General features: G+C 71.3%; 15 protein-coding genes. 4 read left to right on the top strand and 11 right to left on the bottom strand.

All coding sequences use genetic code 11. From position 1 onward, the window contains the following. Window position 1: 1 nt before the first annotated feature. The 3 genes from ACFQSB_RS15285 to ACFQSB_RS15275 are packed head-to-tail and all read left to right on the top strand — an operon-like array spanning window position 2 to window position 2,569. The gene (locus tag ACFQSB_RS15285) at window positions 2–1,006 is read left to right on the top strand and encodes a YihY/virulence factor BrkB family protein (protein WP_380827082.1); all 1,005 of its coding nucleotides are present in this window, start codon (window positions 2–4) and stop codon (window positions 1,004–1,006) included. Next, window positions 1,003–1,845 carry a phosphatase PAP2 family protein gene (locus ACFQSB_RS15280; RefSeq protein ID WP_380827081.1) on the top strand — a complete coding sequence of 281 codons (843 nt, stop codon included), beginning with the start codon at window positions 1,003–1,005 and terminating at the stop codon, window positions 1,843–1,845. The genes ACFQSB_RS15285 and ACFQSB_RS15280 overlap by 4 nt, the downstream gene beginning before the upstream one ends. Further along, on the top strand, window positions 1,829–2,569 hold the full coding sequence (locus ACFQSB_RS15275; RefSeq protein WP_380827079.1) for a phosphatase PAP2 family protein: 741 nt from the start codon (window positions 1,829–1,831) through the stop codon (window positions 2,567–2,569). The genes ACFQSB_RS15280 and ACFQSB_RS15275 overlap by 17 nt, the downstream gene beginning before the upstream one ends. An 85-nt stretch (window positions 2,570–2,654) precedes the next feature. Here ACFQSB_RS15275 and ACFQSB_RS15270 read toward each other — a convergent pair whose 3' ends face one another. The 7 genes from ACFQSB_RS15270 to ACFQSB_RS15240 form a co-directional block, all read right to left on the bottom strand. Then, window positions 2,655–4,445 (bottom strand): RecQ family ATP-dependent DNA helicase, encoded by a 1,791-nt coding sequence (locus ACFQSB_RS15270; RefSeq protein WP_380827078.1) that lies wholly within the window; start codon window positions 4,443–4,445, stop codon window positions 2,655–2,657. A gap of 176 nt (window positions 4,446–4,621) precedes the next feature. Continuing rightward, the gene (locus ACFQSB_RS15265) at window positions 4,622–6,346 is read right to left on the bottom strand and encodes a PH domain-containing protein (RefSeq protein WP_380827077.1); all 1,725 of its coding nucleotides are present in this window, start codon (window positions 6,344–6,346) and stop codon (window positions 4,622–4,624) included. Further along, the gene (locus ACFQSB_RS15260) at window positions 6,343–6,840 is read right to left on the bottom strand and encodes a PH domain-containing protein (protein WP_380827076.1); all 498 of its coding nucleotides are present in this window, start codon (window positions 6,838–6,840) and stop codon (window positions 6,343–6,345) included. The genes ACFQSB_RS15265 and ACFQSB_RS15260 overlap by 4 nt, the downstream gene beginning before the upstream one ends. 86 nt (window positions 6,841–6,926) lie before the next feature. Continuing rightward, on the bottom strand, window positions 6,927–9,278 hold the full coding sequence (locus tag ACFQSB_RS15255; RefSeq protein WP_380827075.1) for a glycoside hydrolase family 3 N-terminal domain-containing protein: 2,352 nt from the start codon (window positions 9,276–9,278) through the stop codon (window positions 6,927–6,929). A 133-nt stretch (window positions 9,279–9,411) separates the two neighbouring features. Beyond that, window positions 9,412–9,978, bottom strand: a complete 567-nt coding sequence (locus tag ACFQSB_RS15250; RefSeq protein WP_354841626.1) for a C40 family peptidase — start codon at window positions 9,976–9,978, stop codon at window positions 9,412–9,414. Between the two features lie 205 nt (window positions 9,979–10,183). Then, complete coding sequence (locus ACFQSB_RS15245) at window positions 10,184–12,544, bottom strand: glycoside hydrolase family 9 protein (protein WP_380827073.1); 2,361 nt, start codon at window positions 12,542–12,544, stop codon at window positions 10,184–10,186. A 245-nt stretch (window positions 12,545–12,789) separates the two neighbouring features. Then, window positions 12,790–15,693 (bottom strand): glycoside hydrolase family 48 protein, encoded by a 2,904-nt coding sequence (locus ACFQSB_RS15240; RefSeq protein ID WP_380827071.1) that lies wholly within the window; start codon window positions 15,691–15,693, stop codon window positions 12,790–12,792. A 578-nt stretch (window positions 15,694–16,271) separates the two neighbouring features. Here ACFQSB_RS15240 and ACFQSB_RS15235 point away from each other — a divergent pair. Further along, window positions 16,272–17,204, top strand: coding sequence for a DUF6158 family protein (locus tag ACFQSB_RS15235; protein WP_380827070.1), 933 nt, complete (start codon window positions 16,272–16,274; stop codon window positions 17,202–17,204). 109 nt (window positions 17,205–17,313) lie between these two features. Here ACFQSB_RS15235 and ACFQSB_RS15230 read toward each other — a convergent pair whose 3' ends face one another. From ACFQSB_RS15230 to ACFQSB_RS15215, 4 genes are all read right to left on the bottom strand, one after another. Continuing rightward, a complete protein-coding gene (locus ACFQSB_RS15230) occupies window positions 17,314–18,693 on the bottom strand; it encodes an ice-binding family protein (RefSeq protein WP_380827068.1) in 1,380 nt (459 codons plus the stop codon). Window positions 18,694–19,193: 500 nt separating this feature from the next. Further along, complete coding sequence (locus tag ACFQSB_RS15225; RefSeq protein WP_380827066.1) at window positions 19,194–20,864, bottom strand: cellulase family glycosylhydrolase; 1,671 nt, start codon at window positions 20,862–20,864, stop codon at window positions 19,194–19,196. A 578-nt stretch (window positions 20,865–21,442) separates the two neighbouring features. Next, window positions 21,443–22,915, bottom strand: coding sequence for a serine/threonine-protein kinase (locus tag ACFQSB_RS15220; RefSeq protein WP_380827064.1), 1,473 nt, complete (start codon window positions 22,913–22,915; stop codon window positions 21,443–21,445). A gap of 10 nt (window positions 22,916–22,925) precedes the next feature. After that, window positions 22,926–23,933 (bottom strand): LacI family DNA-binding transcriptional regulator, encoded by a 1,008-nt coding sequence (locus tag ACFQSB_RS15215; protein ID WP_354841646.1) that lies wholly within the window; start codon window positions 23,931–23,933, stop codon window positions 22,926–22,928. Between the last annotated feature and the right edge of the window lie 153 nt (window positions 23,934–24,086).

Raw genomic sequence — 24,086 nt, 5'->3', positions numbered from 1 at the left:
CATGGGAACGGCGACCGCGGTACCGCAGACCAGGTCCATGAGCGGCGAGGAGCTCGGCGCCGACGACGCCTGGGCGACGCTGCGCCACTACGGCGGATGGCACCTGGTCCGCGACTCCTTCGTCCGGTTCCGCTACGCGGACGGCTTCAGTCACTCCCGCGCCCTGGCCTTCCAGATCTGCCTGGCGGTGATCCCCGGCGCCATCGCCGTCGTCGGGCTCAGCACCGTGCTGCACCAGGAGCGGATCGGCCAGGTCGTGCAGCTCGCCATCCGCCGGTTCGTCCCCGGCGACGGGGCCGAGGTGGTCAACGACGCTCTCGCGGTCAGCCGCCACCACGCCGGCGCCGGCGGCGCCATCGCGCTCTGGCTCGGCCTGGTCACCGCTCTGGTCGGCCTGACCACCGCCATGGCCCAGGTCGAACGGGGCGCCAACCGCATCTACGGCGTGGAGCGGGACAGCCCCTTCCGCCGCAAGTACACCAAGGCCGTGCTGATGGCGGTCAGCGCCGGCTCCTTCATGACCCTCGGCTTCGCGACCATGGTGGGCGGCCAGGCCATCGGCCGCTCGCTCGCCCAGGTGTACCACTGGAGCGACACGGCCCTCACGGCCTGGACGCTGCTGCGCTGGCCGGTCGGGTTCCTGCTGGCGCTGCTGTCGGCCTCGGTGCTGTTCCGCGCCGCGCCGCGCCGCAAGCAGCCCGGCCACACCTGGCTCGCCGCCGGAGGCGTCGTCGCGCTGACGCTGTGGCTGCTGTTCACCTGGGGGCTGACGTTCTACATCGAGCACACCGGTTCGTTCGGCACGACCTACGGCCCGCTGACCGCCGTGATGGCGCTGCTGCTGTGGTCGCTGCTCAGCTCCGTCGCGCTGTTCCTCGGACTGTCGTTCGCGGCGCAGCTCGAAGCGTGCCGGGGCGGGGTCGGGGACCCCATCGTCCCTGACCCCGGGCCGAGCGGGACCGGACACCGCACGGGAGGCGACAAGGTGGGAGAAAGACGGTCATGAGCATCTTCACAACCGGGCGCCGGCTCGGGCACGCGATCGCCGATCAGGCCCGGCCGAAGGGACGCCGGCACGGCTGGGCCCGCAGGCGGATGGACAAGGACGCAAGGCTCGGGCTCCGCCTGAGCCTGGTCTCGGGAGCGCTGTTCCTGGTCCTGGTCCCGTTCACGCTCCTGCTGGTGCTGGTGAAGACCTCCTTCGGCCCGCTCAACCGGCTGGACGAGGGCGCGGCCAACTCCCTGCACGCCTACGCCGTCGACCACCCCGCGTGGGTGAGCTTCCTGCGGCTGTGGACCGACGTCTTCGGCCCCGGGCCGTGGCGGATCGTGGTCGGGGCCGCCGCGGTCTGGCTGGTCTACAAGCGCGCCCCCCGCCTGGCCGCCTGGGCGGTCACCACGATCACCGTCGGCGGGCTGCTCGGGCTGGCGCTCAAGGTGGTCGTCGCCCGCGCCCGGCCCCACCTGCCCAACCCCGTGGACCTGGCGCCCGGCTCGTCCTTCCCCTCCGGGCACGCCGTCAACGCGACGCTCGGCGTCGGCATCGTCCTGCTGCTGGTGATGCCGCTGCTCTCCCGCCGGCAGCGAGTGGCCGCCTGGATCGCGGGCGCGATCATCGTGCTCGGCGTGGCCTACACGCGCGTCGCGCTCGGCGTCCACTGGGTGAGCGACGTGGTGGCGGGCGTCGTGTTCGGCGCCGCCGTCGTCGCGGCGACCGCCGCGGCCTTCGAGACCTGGCGCCGCGACATCGGGCGCCGACCGGCCGAACCACACCGCGAAGGCGTGGAGCCGGAGGCTATGCAGGACATCTCAACGAAGGGAACTGCGCATGGTCACCGACACTAGAGTGGTGGCGAACCGGGACACGGGCTGGTCACAGACCGCCGCGTGGACGCTCCGCCTCCTCCTCGCGCCTCTCGCGGTGCTGGCGGTGGTGACCCTCGGCGTCGGATGGCTCATCATCAAGCCGTTCCACAGCGAAGTCGCCGGCGAGATCGCGGTCAACCAGGGCTTCGCGGCCGACCGCACCCCGCTGTTCAACACGCTCACGCACTTCGGGTCGATGCTGTCGGACACCCCGGTGATCGTCGTGCTCACCGCGATCGCCGCCCTGACCTTCCGCTTCGCCTTCGGGCGCTGGCGCGAGTCGGTCTTCATCATCCTGGCCGTCTGGTCGCAGTCGATCGTCTTCCTGCTGGCCACGGTGTTCATCCAGCGTCCGAGGCCGACCGTCCAGCACCTGGACCCGGCGCCGCCCACCTCCAGCTTCCCCTCCGGGCACACCAGCGCCGCCGTCGGCTTCTACTGCGGGATGGCCCTGGTGCTCACCCTGCACGCTCATCGCCACACCGTGCTGAAGGTCCTGTTGTGGGCGGTCGGCCTGGCCGCCCCGCTGATCGTCGCGGTCTCCCGGCTCTACCGCGGCATGCACCATCTGACCGACGTGAGCTGGGGTCTGGTCCTCGGCTTCGTCTGCCTCGCCGTCGTCGCCCACGCCATCCTCGGCACCCCCCTGCTCCCCGGCAGGAAATCCACCACCCGCCCGATCCCGGCCCCGCACGGCGGCTGACCCGCACCGCCGCGTAGCGAAGAAGACCCCCTGCCGTGTCCGTGGACGCGGGAGGGGGTCTTCTTCGCGAGGCGACGAGAAAGGTTCAGGGGACGGGGACGAGGAGGTTCTCGCGTTCGACGGCTTCGAGGGAGAGGGTCTTGTAGCCGACCTCCTCGAACAGGACCGTGACGCGGTCGGGTTCGCGGCTCATGACGACGCCCGGGCCCCACTCGCTGTGCCGGACCTTGGCGTGCATCGCGAAGGGCGTCTCGCCGGCGTGCTCCTCGGGGATGTTCCCGGTGGCCGTGCCGGCGCGGCAGGTGTCGCAGTTCCCGCAGGCCCGCTCGTACGGCTCGCCGAAGTACTCCAGCAGCGTCCGCCGCCGGCATCCGGTGGTCTCGGCGTACGCGCGCATCATGTCGATGCGGGACTCGTCCACCCGGCGCCGGGTCGCGTCGAGCTCGGCCGCCCGCGCCGCCGCGTCCTCGGGCGAGGGACCGTCCTCCACGGCGCGCAGGTCGCCCCGCTCGGTCACCGTGACCGCGCCCGTCCGCTCCAGCAGGTTCACCACGCCGGTCAGCTTGGAGGAGCCGACGTCGAGCAGGTCGCGCAGCTCCCGTGCCGGGACCACCCCGCCGTGCTCGCCGACCAGCGTCGCCACCCGCACCAGCATCTCCTCGTCGACCCGGCCGCCGGCGAAGAACCTGCGCAGGCCGAGGTCCTCGGGCCGGTAGAACAGCACGGCCGAGGCCGGCTCCTGGTCGCGTCCCGCCCGGCCGATCTCCTGGTAGTAGGAGTCGAGCGAGTCCGGCGGGTCGGCGTGCAGGACGTACCTGACGTCCGGCTTGTCGATGCCCATGCCGAAGGCCGAGGTGGCGACCACCACGTCCAGATCGCCGTCACGGAACAGCTCGTGGACCCGGTGCCGGTCGGCGGCCTTCATCCCCGCGTGGTAGGACTCGGCCCGCCGCCCGGCCTCGCGCAGCGCGGTGGCGTACTCCTCGGCGGACCGGCGGGTCGCGACGTAGATCAGGCCGAGGCCCGGGCGGGCGGCGGCGTCCTCGATCAGGGCGCGGCGCTTGTCCTCCTTGCCGACGAACCTGCGCACCTGGAGGTCGATGTTCGGCCGGTCGAAGCCGCGCACGACCAGTTCGGCGTCCGGCAGGCCGAGAGAGGTGAGGATGTCGTCGCGCACCAGCGGCGCGGCGGTGGCGGTCAGCGCGACCACCGGCGGGTGGCCGAGCCGCTCGATCGCCTTGCCGAGCCGCAGGTAGTCGGGGCGGAAGTCGTGCCCCCACGCCGAGACGCAGTGCGCCTCGTCGATCGCGATCAGGGACGGCCGCGCCTCGCGCAGCCGGTCGATCACCTCGGGCTTGGCGAGCTGCTCGGGGGACAGGAACACGAACTCGGCGGTGCCCGCGTGCACCTGGTCGAGCGAGGCGTCGCTGGTGCCGCCGGACTGCGCCGAGTTCACCGCGACCGCGCCGCCCGCGTCGGCCTCGGCCAGCCCGGCGACCTGGTCGCGCTGCAGGGCGATCAGCGGGGAGACCACCACGGTCGGCCCGTCCAGCAGCAGGGCGGGGATCTGGTAGACGGCCGACTTGCCGCTGCCGGTCGGCATGACGACCAGGACGTCCCGCCCGGCGAGCAGGTGCTCCATCGCCTCGCGCTGGCCCGGCCGCAGGTCCTTCCACCCGTACGCCTCGCGGGCCACCGTCCGCAAGCGCCTGCCGTCACGGCCGGAGGCCCTGCGCAGCGCCGTCCGCAGCCGCTCGCTCACCGTGATCCGGGTCTTGCCGCTCCCCGCCTTCGGCTCCACTTTCTCGGAGGCCGCCGCGCGGGTGCGCCCGCCCTTCCCGCCGGACCCGCGGTCGCTACCGGGCTGTCTGCTCATGAAGGCTCGCTCCCCCCTCATCGTTCACCGGCCGCGACCCGGCGTTCACCGGGCGCGGCGGGCGCGGCGCCGTCGGCGGGCCGCACCCTTCAGTGCCCCCGAAGGGGCCTCTTAAGCCGGTGACCGGCGGGTTCCGCGGGGCGGACGGGGCGGGTGCCGCCCCTAGGGGCCGGCGGCTACCGCCGTGCCGGAGGGGACGCCGCCTCGGCGCCGCCCGGCGCGGTCGCGGCCTTCTGCAAGAACGGGGTCAGCAGACCGGGAATTCCCTGGTCGGCGAGGCGCAGGGCTTCACCGATCTCGACGTCCCACACGCCGTACCCCTGGCGGCCGGCCGCCGTGGTCGCGGTGAGGGTGGCCAGGCCGGCGCGCCGCTGGAAGAACGACCTGCGGATGTTCCAGCCGATGACGCCGTCCAGGTCCAGGGCCACACGGCGGCGCACCAGCGTGCCCCACCGGGTGACCAGGTGGCCCGGCGTCAGCGCGTGGCCGAGGGCGCGGTAGCGGTCGGCCGCGAGAGGCACGGTGGCGACCGTGCCGAGCAGGGCGAGCTGCCAGGCCCAGGCGGGCCACCCCTCCCACTCCCACAGCGCCGCGAGCGCCGCCGTCACCGGCAGGCACACGGCGAGCGCCCGCGTGAAGCGGCGGCGGAGCGCGGCCGGGCCGTGCGGGGTGAGCTCTACCGTCAGCGGACCCGCGGTGCCGATCACCCGGCCCGCCACCGCCACGGCCTCCGCGCGCGGGGCGGGGGGCAGCAACATGGAACCGCCGCGCTGCGCGCCGCGCCCGACCCGCAGGCCGGTGGCCACGGCGATCAGCCGCGCGCCGCCCGCCACGCGCAGCGGCAGCGGCTCGCTCACCTCGATGCCGCGCAGGCGGCGCTCCTCCAGGGTGGTCGCCCGTGTGGTGACCAGCCCGCGGGTGACGTGCAGCGTGCCGCCCGCCGTGCGGGTCAGGCGGAACCGCCAGAACGCCAGCACGTACCCGAGTGTGGAGGCCACCGCGACGAACACCGCGAGCACGGCCACCACGGCGGTGACCTGCGCCCACAGCGCCTCCTGGCCGAGCCGGTCGACGACCTGCCGCACCGGGCCCACCTGGAGCAGGTCCACGTTGCCCTCGCCGGCGATGCGGGAGAGGAAACCGGCGAGCACACCGGCGGTGATGAGCCCGGACATGGTGAACGGCCCGTAGCGGATCCACGCGGGGTGAAGAGCCGCCAGCTCGGTCTCCACCGCCACGCGCCGGAGCCGCGGGACCTCCCGCGTCCCGCCTTCACGGCCGCCGGTCCCGTCACGGCCGTCCGGCCCTCCGGCGGGGAGCGGCCCCTGGCTTCCCTCGGCGGACGCCGCGTCCGCGGGCGGGCGGTGCAGGAGCTCCTCGCGCAGCCGGGCGACCTCGTCGGCGCGCAGCGCGTCCAGGCGCAGGGCGCCGCCGCGCTTGGTGTCGGTGCGGCCGGTGCCGATCTCCACCCGGGCCAGCCCCAGGAGGCGGTGCAGCATGTGGGAGGTCGCGTCCACGGTCCTGATGCGGTCGCGCGGCGCGGTGAGCACCTGCCTGCGCAGCAGGCCCTTGCGCACCTGCACGTACTGCGGGGTGACGCGGTAGGTGGTGGTGAACCACCGGAGCGTGCCCAGTACCAGCGTGAGCGCCAGGCCGGCCAGACCCCACAGGCGCCCTCCCTGCTCGCCGTGACTGAACCCGGCGAGCAGCAGGCCGGCCAGGGCGGGGATGTTGCGGATGGTCTCCTGCACCGGGTGGACGAGCAGCATCCGCCTGCTCAGCCGGCGCCACGGCGCCTCGGCCCCGTTCACCGGGCGGGCCGTGCTCGCGTCCTTGTTCTCCGACGTGCTGACACCGTCGCCTTCCGAGGCGCTCACCTCGTCCCTTTCCGAGGTGCTCACGTCGCGTCACCCGTGGTCGCCTCGGTGCGCGCGGTGAGCTCGTCGACCAGGCGGCGCGCGGTGTCGCGGCCGAGGCCGTGGACGCGCAGCGGGCCCGCGGCCGAGGCGGTGGTGACGGTGACGTTGGCCAGCCCGAACAGCTGCTCGAGCGGGCCGCGCTCGCTGTCGACCGTCTGGATGCGGGAGATCGGCGCGATGCGCCACTCCTGCCGGAGCCAGCCCGACTGGGTGTAGACGGCGTCGGCCGTCGTCTCCCAGCGGTGGACCTTGTAGCGCCACCAGGGCATGACGGCCACGTGGGCCACGGCGAGCACGGCCGTGACGGCGAACGCCACGACGTGCGGGCCGCGGTCACCGTCGTCGAGCAGCAGCCAGGCCACCTGCACGGCGGTCAGCACGAGCCACCCGAGGACGGCCCGTACCGTCCAGAACCAGATCGCGGTGCGGCTGACGCGGTGCCGTGGCGGCCGGAGGGAGAGATCAGCGGATTCCACGTCTCTACTCTGGCAGCACCACGGCACTGCGTCGCAGTGGGCACCATCCGGAAATCAAGCAGACAAATGTCATATACCGCCGAACGTCATGCCAGGGCGCACTGGGTGTTGTTGAGCGTGAAGGCGGCGGGGGCGGTGTTGGTTCCGCTGTAGGAGGCGCCGAAGCCGAAGGAGGCGGAGCCGCCGGGGGAGATGGCGCCGTTCCATCCGCCGTCGGCCGCCGTCACCTGACGGCCGTTCTGGGTGACCCGGGCGTTCCAGGCGTTGGTGACGCGCTGGTCGCCGGCGAAGGAGAAGGCCAGAGTCCAGCCGTTGACCGCCGCGCCGGTGACACTGATCGTCACCTCGCCGTTGAACCCGTTCTGCCACTGGCTGGTCACCTTGTAGGCCACCTTGCACCCGAACCCGCCGCCGGAGGTGGGCGTGGGTGTCGGCGTCGGGCTGGGCGTGGGCGTCGGTGTCGGAGTCGGTGTCGGTGTCGGACTGGGCGTCGGTGTCGGAGTCGGTGTCGGAGTCGGTGTCGGAGTCGGTGTCGGGGTGGGCGTGGGTGTCGGCGTGGGCGTCGGCGTGGCGGTGGAGTACGTCAGGCCGTAGCCGTAGTCGAACAGGGCCGGCTTGCCGTCGCCCGCGTTGATGGGTTCCTGGGAGAACTGGCGCATCCACGTCATCGGCAGCTTGCCGCTGGGCGCGTAGTCGCCGAACAGCACGTCGGCGACGCCACCCCCTTCGGTGCCGGGCAGCCACGCGGCCACCAGCGCCCGCCAGCCGTCGATCTGCGCGGCGATGTCCATCGGCCGCCCGGAGACCAGGACCACGATCACCGGCACCCCGGAGGCCCGCAGCCGCGACAGCGTGGCGAGGTCGGTGCCGTCCAGGGACAGCGACGACGGCCGGTCGCCCTGGCCCTCGGCGTACGGGGTCTCGCCCACCACGGCGATGGCGGCCCGGTAGGAGGAGTCGATGCCGCTCCCGTCCCGGTTGTAGGTGACGGTCGTGCCGGACCCGGCCTTCTCGCGGATGCCCTGCAGGATCGTCGTCCCGGTGGTGGTCGCGCCGGAGGACCCCTGCCAGCTGATCGTCCAGCCGCCGCTCTGGTTGCCGATGTCGTCCGCGCTCTTGCCGGCCACGAAGATCTTCCCGCCGGACCTGGCGAGCGGCAGCACGTTGCCGTCGTTCTTGAGCAGCACCTGCGACTTGCGCACCGCCTCGCGGGCCAGCGCCCGGTGGGCGGCGTTGCCGACGGTCGAGGTGTAGGAGCGGTCGGTCAGCGGCTTCTCGAACAGGCCGAGCTCGAACTTCTTGCGCAGGATGCGCCGGTTGGCGTCGTCGACGCGCGCGGTGGAGACCCGGCCGGCCTGCACCTCGGCCTTGAGCAGCGAGATGAACTTCTTGTAGTCGTTGGGCACCATCACCATGTCGATGCCGGCGTTGACGGCCGTCCTGACCTCGTCGGCGGTGAACCCGGACTGACCGTCGAGCTGGTCGATGGCGGCCCAGTCGGTGACCACGAAGCCGGTGAACCCGAGCTCGCCCTTGAGCACATCGGTGATCAGGTAGCGGTTGCCGTGCATCTTCTGGCCGTTCCAGCTACTGAAGGACACCATGACCGATCCGACGCCGCGGTCGACGGCGGCCTTGAACGGCGGCAGGTGGATGGCGCGCAGGTCGGCCTCGCTGATCTGGGTGTCACCCTGGTCCTTGCCGCCGGTCGTGCCGCCGTCGCCGAGGTAGTGCTTGGCGGTGGCCAGCACGGAGGCGGACCCGTTGAGCGCGGAGCCCTGGAAGCCGTCGACGATCGTCGTCATCTGGCTCACCAGCTGCGGGTTCTCGCTGAAGGACTCGTAGGTGCGCCCCCAGCGGTCGTCGCGGGCGACGCACACGCAGGGCGCGAACGTCCAGTCCACCCCGGTGCCCGAGACCTCCTCGGCGGTGGCCCGGCCGACGCGCTGGGCGAGGTCGGGGTCGCGGGTGGCGCCGAGCCCGATGTTGTGCGGGAAGATCGTCGCGCCTCCCACGTTGTTGTCGCCGTGCACCGCGTCGACCCCGTAGATCATCGGGATGCCGAGCGGGGTGGACAGCGCCTGCCGCTGGAAGTTGTCGTACATGTCGGCCCAGCCGGTGGCCGAGTTGGGGGAGGGCGCGGACCCGCCGCCGGAGAGCACCGAGCCGATGCGGTAGGTCGCGAGGTCCGACACCGGGTTGAGCACGGCCCGTTCGGCCTGGGTCATCTGGCCGACCTTCTCGTCCAGGGTCATGCGGGACAGCAGGTCCTCCACCCGGGCGGAGACGCTCAGGCCGGGGTCCTTGTACGGCGGGTCGGCGAGCGCGGTGGCCGCGTGCGGCCGGTCGACGACGCCGAACGCGGCCAGGGCCAGCATCGCGACGAGGGTCGTCCTCAGGATCTTGCGCGGGTGGCGCGGCCGTGACACGGCGGTCATCGGTTCCTCCTCGATGTCGCCGTGACGGTAAGAAGCCGCCGCGCCGCGGGTCAACCGGGCGGCCCGTCCACCCCCGGTGACCTGCGGGAACGTCAGAAACTTTCAGGTGGGGCCGGCGTCGTCGCGGCCCGCGTCAGCCGTCGTAGCGGTAGTAGCCGGCCAGGTCGGGAAGCAGGCCGACCGGGTCGGTGCGGATCGTCGTGCCGGTGCGCAGGGCGTTGATCATGCGGCCGGCGCCGATGTAGATGCCGACGTGGTGCGTCTTCACGGTCCGCTTGCGGATCTTCCCGTAGAAGACCAGGTCGCCGGGGCGTGCGGCGGCGGCCGGGACCTTGCGCAGGCGGCGGACGTGGTCGTCGGTGGTGCCGCCGCCCAGCACGTCCTCCTTGTAGGCGAGCTGGTATACCCACCGGGTGAGTCCGGAGCAGTCGAGGCCCTTGGTGGTGGCGGCGGGGCACGGCCGGATGGAGCCGCGGTAGCCCTGGCAGGTGCCGAGCGAGGGGCCCGGCCGGGCGCCGTGGCCACCGCCCCAGACGTACGGCACCGGCCCGCCCGGCCAGCGCGTCTGCTTCTGGCCTTCCTGGATGGCCATGGCGATGGTCACCACCCGGTTCGGCTCGCCGCCGACCAGCAGGGGAGCCGACCCCGCGGCCAGGACGAGAACGCCCGCGATGACGGCCGCGCGGACAGCCCGTGCCACGTGAACCCCCCGTTCCGCCTGTTACACGTCCTCACCATTCTCATCAAGCCGGTGGTAGGTGTTGGCGGATGTCCGGAAATGTCACCTTAGAGACACCTTGTGCGTCGCACGGCGGACGTCATGAGGCCCGGCCGGGCCCGTTGCAGGGCCCGGCCGGGCTGTGGTCTCGCGCTCCCAGGGCATATCGAGACCACGTATGGGGAGGTCAGGCGGGCGTGCAGGTCACGGAGGAGGGGACTCCGCTGCCGCCGTTCGCCGTGAAGCCGAACGCCGTCGACCCGCCGGCCGCCAGGCCGCCGTTCCAGGAGAGGTTCTTCACCGAGACGCCCGACCCGGACTGGGTGTAGGTCCCGCTCCAGAGCTGCGTGATCGTCTGGCCGCTGCTGGGGAACGTCCAAGCCACGGTCCAGCCGGTGATCGCCGCGCTGCCGCTGTTGCGGACGGTCACGTCGGCCTGGAAGCCGCCGCCCCAGCTGCTGGTGACCTTGTAGGCCGCCGCGCACGCCTTACCGGCCGTCGGGGTGGGCGTCGGGGTCGGCGTGGGCGTGGGAGTGGGAGTTGGCGTCGGGGTCGGCGTGGGAGTGGGCGTCGGGGTCGGCGTGGGCGTGGGAGTGGGCGTCGGGGTCGGGGTGGGGTCGGGGCCCGAGCCGGGCGCGTTGCCGTAGATCTTGGTGCCGCCCGAGTACACCGGGATGTTGGTCACGGTGACCGGCGTGGCGCCGGGGGTGGTGGCGACGCCGGTGTAGGACCAGTCGTTGGTGGGGTCCCACGACCCGGAGGAGCTGGCGATGCGGAACTGGGCCTCCCGCCGCGACTCCGACTGCCCGGCGGGCGCGATGGTCGTGCCGGAGCAGTCGATCGTGACGTAGTAGACCTTGCCCGAGTACTGCGTCGGCCCGGTCGGCGCCTTGCACTGCGTGTAGGCCGAGGCCAGGGTGATCTGGCTCGGCGTGGTGTCGCCGTCCAGGGTGAAGTAGTAGCGGAACGACCCGTCGGTCAGCGCCCGCGCGGGCCAGGCCGAGTGGTTGACCAGCAACGCCTTGATCTCGGTGTAGGTGGAGCCGGTGGAGTTGAGCGACGCCTGCAGGTAGATCTCCGGCCCGTCCGGGGTCTCGGCGACCGGGAAGTTCGCGAGCGGCGTGCCGCCGTACTCCTTGTACAGCCGGGCGAGGGCGCCGGTGAAGGCGGCGTTGTAGTCGGTCGCCACCTCGTTCATCACGTAGTCGCTGCGGCTGTCGGCGTAGGCGTCGTCGTTGGACTTCGGCCCGCCGACCAGAGCGCCGTACAGGATGTGCCTGCTGTCGGCCGGCTCGTTGAGGCTGTTGGACCACGACCCGTGCGCGGTGCGGTGGTGGGGGTTCCTCGGCGGGTTCGCGCCGAAGCCCACCATGTAGGAGGACCTGCGCGGGTTGTCGCCAAGCGCGTAGTTGATCTGCCGGACCCCGAAGTCGTGGTAGCGGGTCTTGCGCGTGGCGTCGCTCAGCCAGTCGCTGTAGACCAGGGCGGCGAACGCGGTGTTGGCGGCGTAGCGCAGCGAGCCCCAGGTGTCCAGCACGGCCTCGCCGCCGGGGGAGTAGTTCACCTTGGCGCCGTTGACGCCGACGGTCCACCAGTCGAGCCAGCGGTTGGCGTCGTCGACGTACTTCTGCTTGCCGGTCAGCTTGGCGAGCAGCACGTACGCGCCGTAGGACTTGTCGTCCCAGGCGATCGTCCACTTGTAGGAGCGCGTCGTGCTCTGCGGCTCGGTGCCGAGGTTGTCGTAGTAGGTCTCCGCCTTGCTCAGGTAGGAGGCGTCGTTCGTGGCGCGGTACAGCCAGATCGCGCCCCAGACCAGCTCGTCGTTGTAGCCGCTCCACGACTTGTAGTAGCTCGCCGCGTCGGTGATGCAGTCGCTGTACACCTTCCTGACCGTGTCGGCGAAGGTGTAGAGCTGCTTGGCGTGCGTGAGCAGCGTGTCGGCATAAGTCGGGTTCGTCGGACGGAAGACCATGGAGGAGGCCGCCATCGCGGCCGCGGTCTCACCCGCGAGGTCGGAGCCGCCGCAGGAGGCGTCGATCTTGTAGGCCGGGCGCTCCATCGGCATCACCTCGGCCGGACCCCACCACGCGTGGTCGGTCCCGCCGTTGCCCACCTGGCCGTACAGCACGTTCGACGACGGATGGGCCTTGATGAAGTAGTCGTTGACCCACTTGAGGTTGTCCAGCAGGTACGTCAACTGGCCCGAGCTCTGGTAGGCGTCGCGGTACTCCACGGCGCCCCAGGCGAGCATCGTCGTGCTCGCCGCCATCGGGAGGCCGAACTTCACGTGGTCGCCGGCGTCGTACCAGCCCCCGGTGAGGTCCAGTCCGGCCGAGCGGCCGTCGTTCATCCCCGAGTCGCCGCGCCAGGTGACGCGGTTGCCGGCCGGCAGGTCGCCCGACCGCTGGGCCTCGTAGAAGAACAGCGACTTCTGCAGCGCCTCGCCGTAGTTGAAGGTGGCGGCGGCCGCCGGTGAGGAGAACACAGGGAAGAGCGTGGCCGACGCGGCGAGGATCGCCAGGCCGGTGAGCGCGCGTCTGAGGGACATCGATCGCCTCTCGAGCCGGGGAACTGGTGGAGCCGATATGGGTGCGCCGCGGGGGCGGTGGTGGTCGGCGGGGGTGCGACGGGGGTCAGGCCCGCCGCACCCCGCTGTACCGGGGGGCGGCCGCGGTCAAGGCGTGCCGCGCCCCTTCGGCCGGGGGTGCGACGGCGTGTCAGGCGCCGCCGCACCCGCGGGGGGGCCGGGGTGCGGTGGCGTGTCAGGCGCCACCACACCCGCGGGAGGCCGGATCAGGGGAACAGTCGGCCGTACTCGGCGAGGGCGACGGCGACGTCGACCTGCGCCCAGAAGCGGTGGTAGTTGAACGTCGGCGCCGGGCCGGTGCCGTCCAGGTAAGCCTGGACCTTCGGCCAGTCCGGGTCGTTCTTGTACCAGCTGCGGATGGAGATGAAGGTCGAGCTGGAGTTGATCGTGTCGCCGTTCGGCATCTTGCCGCTCCAGCCGGACGGGACGTAGATCGCGTCGTCGAGACGGTTGTAGTCCGACTTGGTCTCCGGCACCGACACGCCCTTGCTGTCCTGGTCGTTCGCCCAGATGCCGTCGAGCAGAGCCTTGGCCATGTTCTTCGCCGCGGTGTTGCCGGCCTTGGCGGCGTAGTACATCAGGACCTTGGCGTAGGAGCCGGCGACGCCCACGTCAGTGGTGTAGTCGGCGATCGACACGTGCAGGCTCGCGTTCGACCCGGGGCTGGAGGCGTTCCAGGTGTCGGGCTGGCCGGTCCACTTCAGCGTCGAGGGGATCTGGAAGGTCCCGTCGGAGTTGATCGTGGTGTTGGCCATGGCCCACGCGACCCACTTGTCGAGGATGGCCTTGGCGGTGGTGTTGCCGCTGGCGTAGTACAGCTCGGCCACGCGCTCCAGCGACCACGCCTGGAAGCCGAACCACTGGTTCGACGGCGGGTCGTGGTAGACCGGCTGCCAGTCGTAGGCCATGCCGTAGAAGGTCGGCGTGCCGGACGGCGGCGCCGCGTAGTGGCCCTCCCAGCTGTTGGTCGCGCCACCGGCGATCGCGCCCTCGGTCGACTGCAGCCAGCGGTAGAACTCCAGCTGACGGGTCAGGCTGGTGCTCCAGTCGGTGACGGCGGTCGCACCCTTGGGCTTGAGCGCGTCCACGTTGGACAGGGCCCAGGCCGCGAGCGGGTTCTGGTAGCCGGAGTGGTTGTGGCTGGAACCGATGCGCCACGCCCAGCCGGCCGAGGTGTCGGTCGCGCCGCCCCAGGCGTAGTACCAGGACAGCAGGTAGGCCGAGCTGTCCTTGCCGGTGCCCGCCGCGCAGGAGGTGCTGGTGCAGCCCTGCTTCTTGAAGTACTTGTCGTAGAACGAGTAGCGGAGGTAGTCACCCATCTTCGCGGCCTTGGCGACCGTGGCCGAGATCTGGGAGTCCTTGCCCTGCGCCTTGGCCCAGGTGTAGGCCCAGTACGCGGCCTGGACGGCGCGCGCGTCGGCGTCGGGGGCGTTGGTGTACTTCCACTGCTTGGCGTAGGACGCGTCACCGGTGAACAGGTCCAGGTAGCCGTTCGGGCCGCCGAACTTCATCGTGTCGCAGGACGGCTGGGGGATGGTCTCGAAGACCGACTCCTCCGGGCCGCGCTGGTAGGTGTTGATGTAGGCCGGCTTGGTGGTGCCGTCGCCGCAGCGGCCGAAGCCGTAGGTGTTGTCGACGTCCAGCAGCCAGTGCATGCCGTAGATGTCCTTGTTGCCGTACGCGCTCTGCAGTTCCGACGCGATCGGGTCCTTGCCGACCGAGACGCCGCTGTCGAGCTTGGACGGGTACTGCGAGATGTTGTTCCACTCACCGGCGTAGGTGGCCGGCTTGCTCGCGTCGTAGAACGAGTTGGTGGGCTGGTCCTGCTGCGAGGGGATGATGTACTTCTCCATCGTCGCCCAGGCGTTGTTGAAGTTGGTCCACGTGCCGGTGACCTGGCCGTACACCGCCTCCAGCCACAGGAAGTAGCTGAACGCCTCGGAGGTGGTCTCGTGACCGTGGTCCGGGGCCTCGACCATCAGGGTCTCCACCGAGTGGTAGGGGACGCCCTGCGGGGAGAAGTACCCGTTCGCCGAGTCGTGGATCTTGTTGTACATCGTGGTGAAGCGGGTGATGTACTCGTTGCCGCCGCTGGTGCCGTCGTTGTCGGCCTCGGTGGCGGCCACGGAGGCGGAGGTCCAGCCGCTCGCGGTCGAGGTGAACGTCGCGGTGCCGGCCGTGGTGTCGGAGTCCTCGGCGGCCGCGATGCGCACGGTCTGCGGGGTGTTCCAGTTGGAGGTGGTGAACGTCAGCGACGCGCCTGAGGAGATCGTGAGGTCGGCGTCACCGCCGCTCGCCTTGGCCGTCGTCACGGTCACGCTGCTGGAGGGCTGGCGGGACAGGCTCACCGTGTAGGTCGCGGAGCCGCCCTCGGGAACCAGGAGCGAGCTCGCGCTGGTCACGATGCTGGAGGTCTGCGTGCCCGACACCGTGATGCCCACCGGAGAGGAGGTGGTCGTCGCTCCGGAGTTGTCGGTCGCCTTCGCGGTCAGCGAGTAGCTGCCGGCCGCGACGTTGGTCCAGCTGTAGGTGTACGGCGAGCTGGTGTCGGTGCCGATCAGCGTGCTGCCCTGGTAGAAGTCGACCTTGCTGACCGTACCGTCGGAGTCGGCGGCGCTGGCGGCGAGGTTCACCGTGGCGGGCGCGGTGTAGGTCTGGCCCGCGGTGGGCGAGGTCAGGCTCACCGTCGGCGGCTGGTTGGTGGGGGTACCGCCACCGTTGCACGTCGTGCCGTTGATGGTGAACGACGTGGGCTTGGAGTTGGTGCCGGTGTGGGAGCCGTTGAACCCGATGCCGACCGACTGGCCACTGCCCACGTTGCCGTTGTAGCTCATGTTCGTGGCCGTGACGTTCGCGCCGCTCTGGGTCCAGTTGGCGCTCCAGCCCTGGGTCACGCGCTGGCCGTTGGCGAAGGTGAAGCCGAGCGACCAGTTCGACCAGGCGTCACCGTTGTTGGTGATCTTGACGTTCGCGGTGAAGCCGTTGTTCCAGTCGTTGGTGCTGTAGTCGACGGTGCAGGCGACGGCCGCGGATGCCGGTACGGAGGCCAGGACGGTGAACAGGCCCGCCACCAGGCTGGTCAGCGCCAGCCACACGGCACGTCTTTTCATCCGTGACCGTGGGAGCGCTCCCGCTCCTAAGGATGTTGTTGACATTCTGGAGGTACTCCAAAGTGATGAATGGCGATGGACGGTACAGAAGGTTGCACAACGTCAGGTCTCGCACCGGGTGGGGAAGAAGTGGACTTATGGGAGCGCTCCCACCATGGATTCTGCTGGGTACACCAAAGATGTCAATGACATGTCAGGCGGATTTCAGGCGACGGACGCCTCTGGCGTCGCCAGCCTGCCCGTTCTTAGCTTCGCCTTATGTCGGCGGGCGGAGCGCTGTTGAAAGTTTCAACTGGTCATGAAGCGCCGTGAACGGGTTTCCCGGCCGTCCGCCGGGCAGGCCGGGGAGTGGCGGCCGGAGCTTCCCCCGGGTGGGTGCGGGGCAGGTCGGACGGGTGCGGCGGCCCACGTCACGGCCGGAAATGATCGATTGGTCGTGACGCCGGCGTGGGAGCGTCCGCTCGGCTCGCCGCCCCGGCGCGGGACCCACGGAAATGATCACGGCTGGATGCCTGGTGTGAGATATCCCGCTTTGTCTGAAGGTGACGGTTTTGGGCCTTTGGGTACAGGGTGGAGTCATGAACAGAGTCGATCCGAGAAACCTGAGCGTGCGAGATCTGCGCGCCGAGCTCCAGGAGCTCGAGGAGTCATGGATGGAGACGCTGCTTCGCGGTTCCGAGGATGCCGTGGACGACTTCGCGTCACGCACGCGGGAGCTCGAGGAGGAGTTCGACCGCCGTCAGCGGGAGCGAGCCGGTGAGGCCGCCCCGACCAGCCAGGACGCCGCACTGAGCGGCCGGCACCCCGCCCCGATCAGCCAGGACCTCGCTCACACCAGCCAGGACCCCGCACTGAGCGGCCAGGGCCCCGCTCACACCAGCCAGGACCCCGCACTGAGCGGCCAGGGCCCCGCTCACACCAGCCAGGACCCCGCACTGAGTGGCCAGGACCCCGTTTCGGGCGGCGAGGACGCCGTGCCGGGCGGCCGGGAGAGCGATCTGCGGCCGGTCGCCGGGCGCGAGCCCGAGCGGACGGCCTCCCAGGCCATGGGCGGCGAGCCCCGCGGGGAGGCGCAGGACGGGCTGGGCTCAGACGTGGACGGCGAGTCCCGCCGGGAGGCGCAGGGCGAGCTTCGCCTGGACGTGGACGGCGCTCCGGCCGCTCCGCCGTTCCCCCACGAGGCCGTCTCCACTCCGGTCGCGTCACCGGCCGTCTCCGAGGCCGCCCCGTCGCCGGCCGCTCCACCGGTCGGCCCGGAAGCGGCCGTGTCGCCGGCCGGCCCGGAAGCCGCTGTGTCGCCGGCCGTCCCTGAGGCGGGCGTCCCTGAGGCGGGCGTCCCGTCGGACGGGTCGCCGGCCGTCCGTGAGGAGCCGGCGGGGGCCTATCGCGGGTGGGACGGCGCCGGTGTCGCCGGGGACGGCGGTCGCGGCCGGGCCGTCCGGCCGGGCAGACGCCGCAGAGACGGCGTCCCCGCCGTCCGGGAGCAGCGGTCGCCGGGCAAGGTGGCCTGACCCAGAGGTTCTCCCATAACGTTCGGGGCCCGTCCGAGAAATCGGACGGGCCCCGCGAGCGTTCAGGCGGTGTCGTCAGCAGATGTCGCGGAGGTCACCGAAGGTGTCGTCAGCCGGTGACACCCAGAGCCGGGCGCTGCCGCGCCTGGGCCTGAGCCTGGGAGCTTGCCTGCGAGCGGGCGTGAGCCTGGCCGTGGCCCTGGTGCCGGTGCCCACCGTGGGCCTGCCCGCCCTGATGGCCGCCCTGATGGCCGCGGTGACGGTCGCTTCGGGAATGGTGGCGGTGTCCGCCGCCCTCGCCGAGCACGCCGGTGATCGTGCGCACGTTGGCGAACTCCACGAGGCGGTCGTCGTTCCTGTTGTGGTGATGACGGATGTTGCGCGCCCTGTCGTCCACCTTTCTGTCGTCCGCGCGGACCTCATGCCTTCCCTTGGCGGCGCTGTCGTCCTCTTCCTTCTTCTCCACCTTCTCCACGCAGACCTCGGGGCAGGCGCCGCCGGGACCGAGGTCCTGGTGGATCGTCGCCGAGAGGCTCGAGTCGAACGACGCGCTGCCGGGGAACAGGGCGGTGATGGAGTGCGGTCCCTCCTCGAGGGCCGGGGGCACGAGAACCGCCTGCCCGGTGGCGTCCAGCGGGGCGGCGCCCCGGCTGATCCCGTCGGCGAGGAACACCACCTGGCCGGTCGGCGGGGTCGTGCCGTTGGTGCGCACCGTGGCGGTGAGGCTCAGCGGGCCCCGGTGCCCGGGGTCGGAGCAGGAGGTGGTCAGCGTGACCGTCGTCCTGCCCCCGCAGATCGGCCGCCTGATCCGGGCGTCGTTCAGCGCGACGCCGGCGCCGGTGCGCGCCAGCACGCGGCCGTTCACGATCGCCCTCGTGCCGATGTCGACCCCGGCGCCGGCCAGGACGGTGCCGTCGAGGACCGCGCCCGCGCCGATGATGGTCCTCCCGACGACCCGCCAGAAGACGTTGCACGCCCGCGCGCCGCCGGTGAGGGTCACCGTGCTCCCCGGCAGGGCGTTCAGCGAGCCGGGGCCGGAGGTGCGGAAGATGAAGACCGCGTTGGGGTCTCCGTGCGCGTCCAGCGTCAGGTTGCCGGTGATCGCGAAGGAACCGCCGGTGGAGTCGTACACCCCCGGCCCGCGGGTGGTCCCCCCGAGCTGCGGCGGCACGGTGGCGGTCGCGACGCGGCTCGCCGCGTCGCTGTAGGCGGTGGACAGCGCCGTCTGGGCGAGCGCGGCGATGGGGTCGCCCGCGTGGGTGACACCGATCACCCTGCCGGGCGGGAAGCCGGTGACGGCCGCCCCCGGGCTCACCCCGAGGTTCCCGGTGATGAGCGAGGGGCCGGTGTTGTGCACCGACGTTCCGGCCAGGAGTCCGAACGCGGCGGCCGGGCCCAGCGGCACCGGCGCCGTGGCGGCGCTCGCGGCGTGCGGTGTCGCGATGACGGCTCCCATCGCGACCAACGCGGGGAGGGCCGCCGCCAGCAAGGAACGAACGAAATGTCGTGCCCCCGCACGAGAACGACTGCCATTGTTCATGAAGCGGTCCTTTGCTTTCGGTATCGCTATGAGAAAACGCATTGCCGATGATGCGTCTGGAGATCCTCACGGTACTGATCGTTGGACCCGCTATCCTCGTGCGACATGCGGATGATTTAATTCCGACGCCATCTGCGGATAAAAAGGAAAAGTGTCCCGTTGCCGGTGGAAGGGGCGCGGTTTCCGGCAAGGCATTTAAGCGCGCCGCAGGGGGAAATGGGCGGGGGCCGCGTCGTCCGCTTCGGTGGGAGGACGGTGGCCGAATCCGCCGGGGACGCCCGTGGAAAAGACCGGATTCCGGACATGAGAAAAGCGGGCGGGCGCGTCGCGCGCCCGCCCGCCGTTCGGCCGGAGGACGGGTGTCCGTCCGGGGCCGATCTCATCGGGGAGGGTCTCCCCGGCTCACGGCCGCCGTCGTGCGGCGCCCGCGACCGGGGACGATCGTCGTCTCAGGAGCAGACGAAGGATGCCGGGGCCGGCGTCGAGGGGCCGTTGGCGGTGAAGCCGACGGAGACCGACTGCCCCGGAGCGATGCTGGGGGCGTAGCTCGGCGCCTTGGCGGTGAAGGTGGTCCCGCTCTGCGTGAGCGTGGCGTTCCAGCCGCTGACCAGGGTGACGCCGGAAGGCATCGTCCAGGTCACCGTCCAGTTGTTCCAGGCGGAGGTCCCGTTGTTCTTGACGGTGAGCTGGGCCTGGAACCCGCCCGACCAGGCGTTGGTGATCGTGTACGCCAACCCGCAGGCGCCGGCCGACGGGGTCGGGGTCGGCGTGGGAGTGGGTGTGGGCGTGGGCGTGGGCGTAGGAGTGGGTGTCCGGGTCGGCGTGGGGGTGGGTGTGGGCGTGGGGGTCCTGGTCGGCGTCGGGGTGGGGGTCCCGGTGCCGCCGCCGACCGGCGGGATCAGGTAGGGCTGCAGGATGCTCTGCTTGGCCTGGTCGACCGTGGCCCAGTCGTCCTTCAGGATGCCGCCGGTGTCGCCGGAGTTGGGGTTCCAGGACCAGTAGGTGAAGGACATGCCGTTCACCCCGGTGCCGGTGTACTTCATCAGCTCCTGCAGCCACACCTTGTCGGTGTTGCTGGCCAGCGTGGTGCCGAACTCGCCCATCATGATCGGGGCGATGTTCTCCTTGTAGAGGTAGCCGAAGAACTTGTCCCAGATGGCGGGCATGTTGGCCGGGTAGTTCGGGTCGTCGAACCACGTCTGGTGGAACACCGAGGTCGCGTACTCGTGGGGGGAGTAGACCAGCCGGTTGGCCACGTTGAGCCGCACGGGGTAGTCCCTGGCCTTGGAGAGGTTGCCGCCCCACCAGCCGCAGGGCTCGTCGGGGATGTTGTCCCAGGCGTTGGCGTTGCCGCCGCTCGGGCAGCTCACGCCCTCGACGAAGATGAGCCAGTTGGGCTGCACGGACAAGATCGCGTTGCCGGCCCGCTCCGCGGCGAGCCGCCAGTCGCGGGCGGTGTCGCCGCAACCCCAGCACGAGCCGGTGCTCTGGGGCTCGGTGCCGTCGGCGTGCGGCTCGTTGTGCAGGTCGGCGCCGATGACGGTGGTGTTGCCCGCGTAGTGCTGCGCCAGCGACTTCCAGTCACTGATCCAGGTGCTCTCGGGGACGGCGCTGGTGTACCAGAGGGCGGTCTGGCCGGCCGAGGTGGGCCGGTGCCGGTCCAGGATGATGCGCATCCCCTTGACGCCCGCGTAGTCGATCACCTTGTCCAGGATCTGGATCGGCGACAGGCCGACCAGGTCGGGGTTGGAGTAGGTGTTCACGCTGGTGGCGACCGCGCCGGGCTTGATGGCGTCGTCGGAGAACGGCACCCGGATGGTGTTGTAGCCCAGGCTCGCCATGAGGTCGAGCTGGCTCTTCCACGGGTTGTTCGCCCACAGGCCGTGGAAGGTCTTGTTGTCGGTCTCCATGCCGAACCAGTTGATGCCGGTCAGCCGGACGGTGGCGCCGGTGCTGTCGACGATCTTGTTGCCGTTGGTGTGCAGGTAGCCGGTGCCGGTGCCGCCCGCCGCCGCGGCGGGTGCGGAGCCGAAGGTGACGGCCAGCACGGTGGTGGCGGCGGCGGTCGCGACCGCGGTGACGGCCGCCTTCCACCTCGTGCCGATCGATCGAGATGTCATCAGGTTTCCTTCACGACTGAGGGGAGCGCGACGGCCGCTTACGGCACGGCCGTTCTGTACGGCCAGGTCGCGCACGTCATGCTTCGGCGCGGTTTTCCGGCCCGTCAACCGGGAGCGGAGAAGGCGCCTCGCTGACCTGCGTAGCCCGTTGTAACTTTCATCGTGGAAGGAGTGCCTCTGAGGGCGAATCGGGGCCCAAGAGGGCCCAGAGTCTTGGGAGCGCTCCCACTCCGCTCCCGCCGATGCCCCCTTCCAGCGGGCTTCCGGGCGCCGGCCCGGCCCCGTGTTTGTCAAGACATCCTTGTCAAGGTGGTGAACTCCGGCGGCGGGGCGGCGATATTGCACGCCTCACGGCGCGCCGCGCGCGGGCTTATCCGGAGAATATTGTTGTCCATAAAAGGCGGCTTTTATGGATTAGCCGGTCTGGTCGCCGAACGGCCGCCGGTGCGCGGGCCCGGCGGCCGTTCGGCGTACGGTGGACCACCGACGCCGTGGATCACTGGACGCGGGTGACCCGGACGACGCGGTGATCCGGAGCGCGGTGGTCCGGAGCGCGGTGGTCCGGCGGACGCGGTGGCTCAGGCGCTGCGCTGGAGGGCGGCGCCGATCAGCGTCAGCCCACGGTCCAGTTCCTTGCGCACGTCCGGCGTGAGACCCCCTTCGCGTTCCCGGTCGTCCAGCTTTTCGCGGACCTTCGTCAGCCCTCTGACCGGGTCGTCCGGCGACTTCAACAGGTTGTGCACCACCTGCCGCAGGTCGAGGGCGACGTCGGAGCGGATGGCCCCGAGGTACTCCCCGGCCTCCAGCGTGGCGTCGAAGCGTCCCACCGCCTGGGTGAGCGTCGGCGCGGCCGGCCGGGCGCTCGCCGGGACGCCCGTGCGCTGCCGCTCGGCCGCCGTCGAACGTGCCGGGACAGGCGGCGCCTTCGACGGTGCGGGCGGCTCGGAAGCGAGCCGGGTGAGGGTCGGGACCGGCGAGGCGCCCGCGCCACGCCCGTCACCGGGGATCGGCTCGTCGAGCGCGCCGGAGTGCCGGGAGGCGGACGCGCTCGCGGTCGGTGTCGCCGGCGCCGCGTCCGGCGGCCGGGTGGTGACCGACGCCGTTACGGGCGGTCGCCCGTTCGGCTGGATCCACAGCAGGGCCGCGGTCCAGGTGGCCAGCATGACGGCCGCGATGGAGGCCATCCGTGCCCGCCGCACCCAGGTCGCCGTCTCCCGTCCGGCGGTCAGGAACGCGCTCAGCGAGGCGGTGAGCGTCTCTGCCACGTAGTGGGCCGTCGGCCGGTCGCCGGGGTCCTGGGCGAGGCAGCTCGCGCAGAGGTCGGCCACCTCCTGCGGCAGGCCGGGCGCGCGCGGCACGGGCGGCGGACCGGTGCGGTGCGCCGCCTCCAGCGCCTCCCACGTCGTCTCCGGGTAGGGGTGCTCGCCGGTGAGCATCGCGTACATCAGCACACCGAGCGCGTACACGTCGACGGCGGGATGGACGCTGGAACTGGTGAGGCGTTCCGGCGCCACGTAAGGAGGCGTGCCGAAGTCGGCCAGCCTCTGGTCGACCTCCTCGCCGACGAACGCCGCGATGCCGAAGTCCAGGAGCTTGGCGCCCTCCGGAGTGAGCAGCACGTTCTCCGCGGTGACGTCCCGGTGGACGATGCCGCGCTGGTGGGCGGCCGCGAGCACCATCGCCACACGGGCTGCGATGACCGCCGCCTCCCGCCAGGGCAGGGGGCCCTCCTCGCAGATCCGCTCCGACAGCGGCCGTCCGTCGAGCAGGCGCATCACGACGTACGCGGCGAGCCTGCCCCGGGCGGTGACCGTCTCCCCGTAGTCGTACACCTCGATCGCGTCCGGGTGGATGAGGCGGGCGGTCGCCCGCGCCTCCCTCCGGATCAGGTCTCGCCCGCCGTGGTCCCCACCGACGCAGCCGTCGAGAACCTTGATCGCGACGGTACGGTGCAATGACTGGTCGAAGGCCCGCCAGATGGCGGACATCCCCCCGGAGGCGATCTGCTCGACGAGCCGATAGCGGCGCGTGAGCACATCGCCTTCCTGCATGCCCCCCGAATCAAGTTGATTCACGTACCACCAGCTCCGTGGGAAGTATGGGGTTGCCGTGCGGGACGTCATCCTCCGAAGTGATCGACATGAGCAGCATCCTCGCGGCGAGCACGGCCATCTCCTCGACCGGCTGCCGCACAGTGGTCAGCGTAGGCGAGGTGTGCCGGGCGAGGGGAGCGTCGTCGAACCCGACCACGGCCACGTCGTCCGGCACCCGCCGGCCCGCGCGCCGCAGTGCCTGCATGGCGCCGGCGGCCATCGGGTCGGAGGCGGCGAACACCGCGTCCAGGTGCGGCGACCGCTGTAGCAGCCACTGCATGGCGTGGGCCCCTGAGGCGTGGGTGAAGTCGCCGTAGGCGACCGGGACGTCGTTCATCCCCGCCGCGTGCAGCGTCCGCAGGAAACCGTCGAGGCGGTCGCGGGCGCCGGGCAGCGTGGGCGGCCCGGCGATCACGGTGATCGCCCTGCGGTTGGTGAGCAGCAGGTGTTCCGCCGCCTGGCGCGCCCCGTCCATGTTGTCCATGTCGACGAACGGCAGCTCGATGCCGTCCGGCGGCCGGCCGGCGCTGCGCACCGCGATGCCGGACGCGGCCAGGGTGACGGCCAGAGGATGTCGCTCGCGGGCGCCCGCGAGCAGGACGCCGTCGAAGGAGCCCGTCACCAGCGGTGGGGCGGCGATCGTCGAGGTGGCCGGGGTGGCGTTCATCACGACGAACGGCACTCCATAGCTGGTGAACACCTCGTCCGCCGCCGAGAGCAGCCGTGCGTAGAAGGGTTCGGAGAACATGCGCTGGGTGTGTTCGCAGATGACGGCCGCGACAAGCTGGTCGGACCGCCGGGCGGACGTTCCCCGCGGCGCACGATGCCGTACGTAACCAAGACGTGACATGGCGTCGTGGACCTGACGGCGAGTGGAGGTGCTCACGCGGACGGAGCCGGTGAGCACTCGTGAGGCCGTGGCGGGGGAGACCCCTGCTTCGGCTGCTACCTGGGCAAGCGTGGGCTGGTCAGCCATCCGGCTTCCTCCGCTTTCAAGGTATATCGCGAAGGCGTGGGAGCGCTCCCATTACAATAACAGTGTTTCTTGCGTGTCAACAGATGTTTCCGGTAAATGTTCCACGCCCGGTCTGGAGGCGATGTTACGGACATATTCCATGCGAAGAAAGGT

Source organism: Sphaerisporangium rhizosphaerae (assembly GCF_042665155.1).
Classification (GTDB): Bacteria; Actinomycetota; Actinomycetes; order Streptosporangiales; family Streptosporangiaceae; genus Sphaerisporangium; species Sphaerisporangium rhizosphaerae.
The sequence above is the reverse complement of the archived record's forward strand: the minus strand, read 5'-3'. Positions and strand labels throughout refer to the sequence as shown.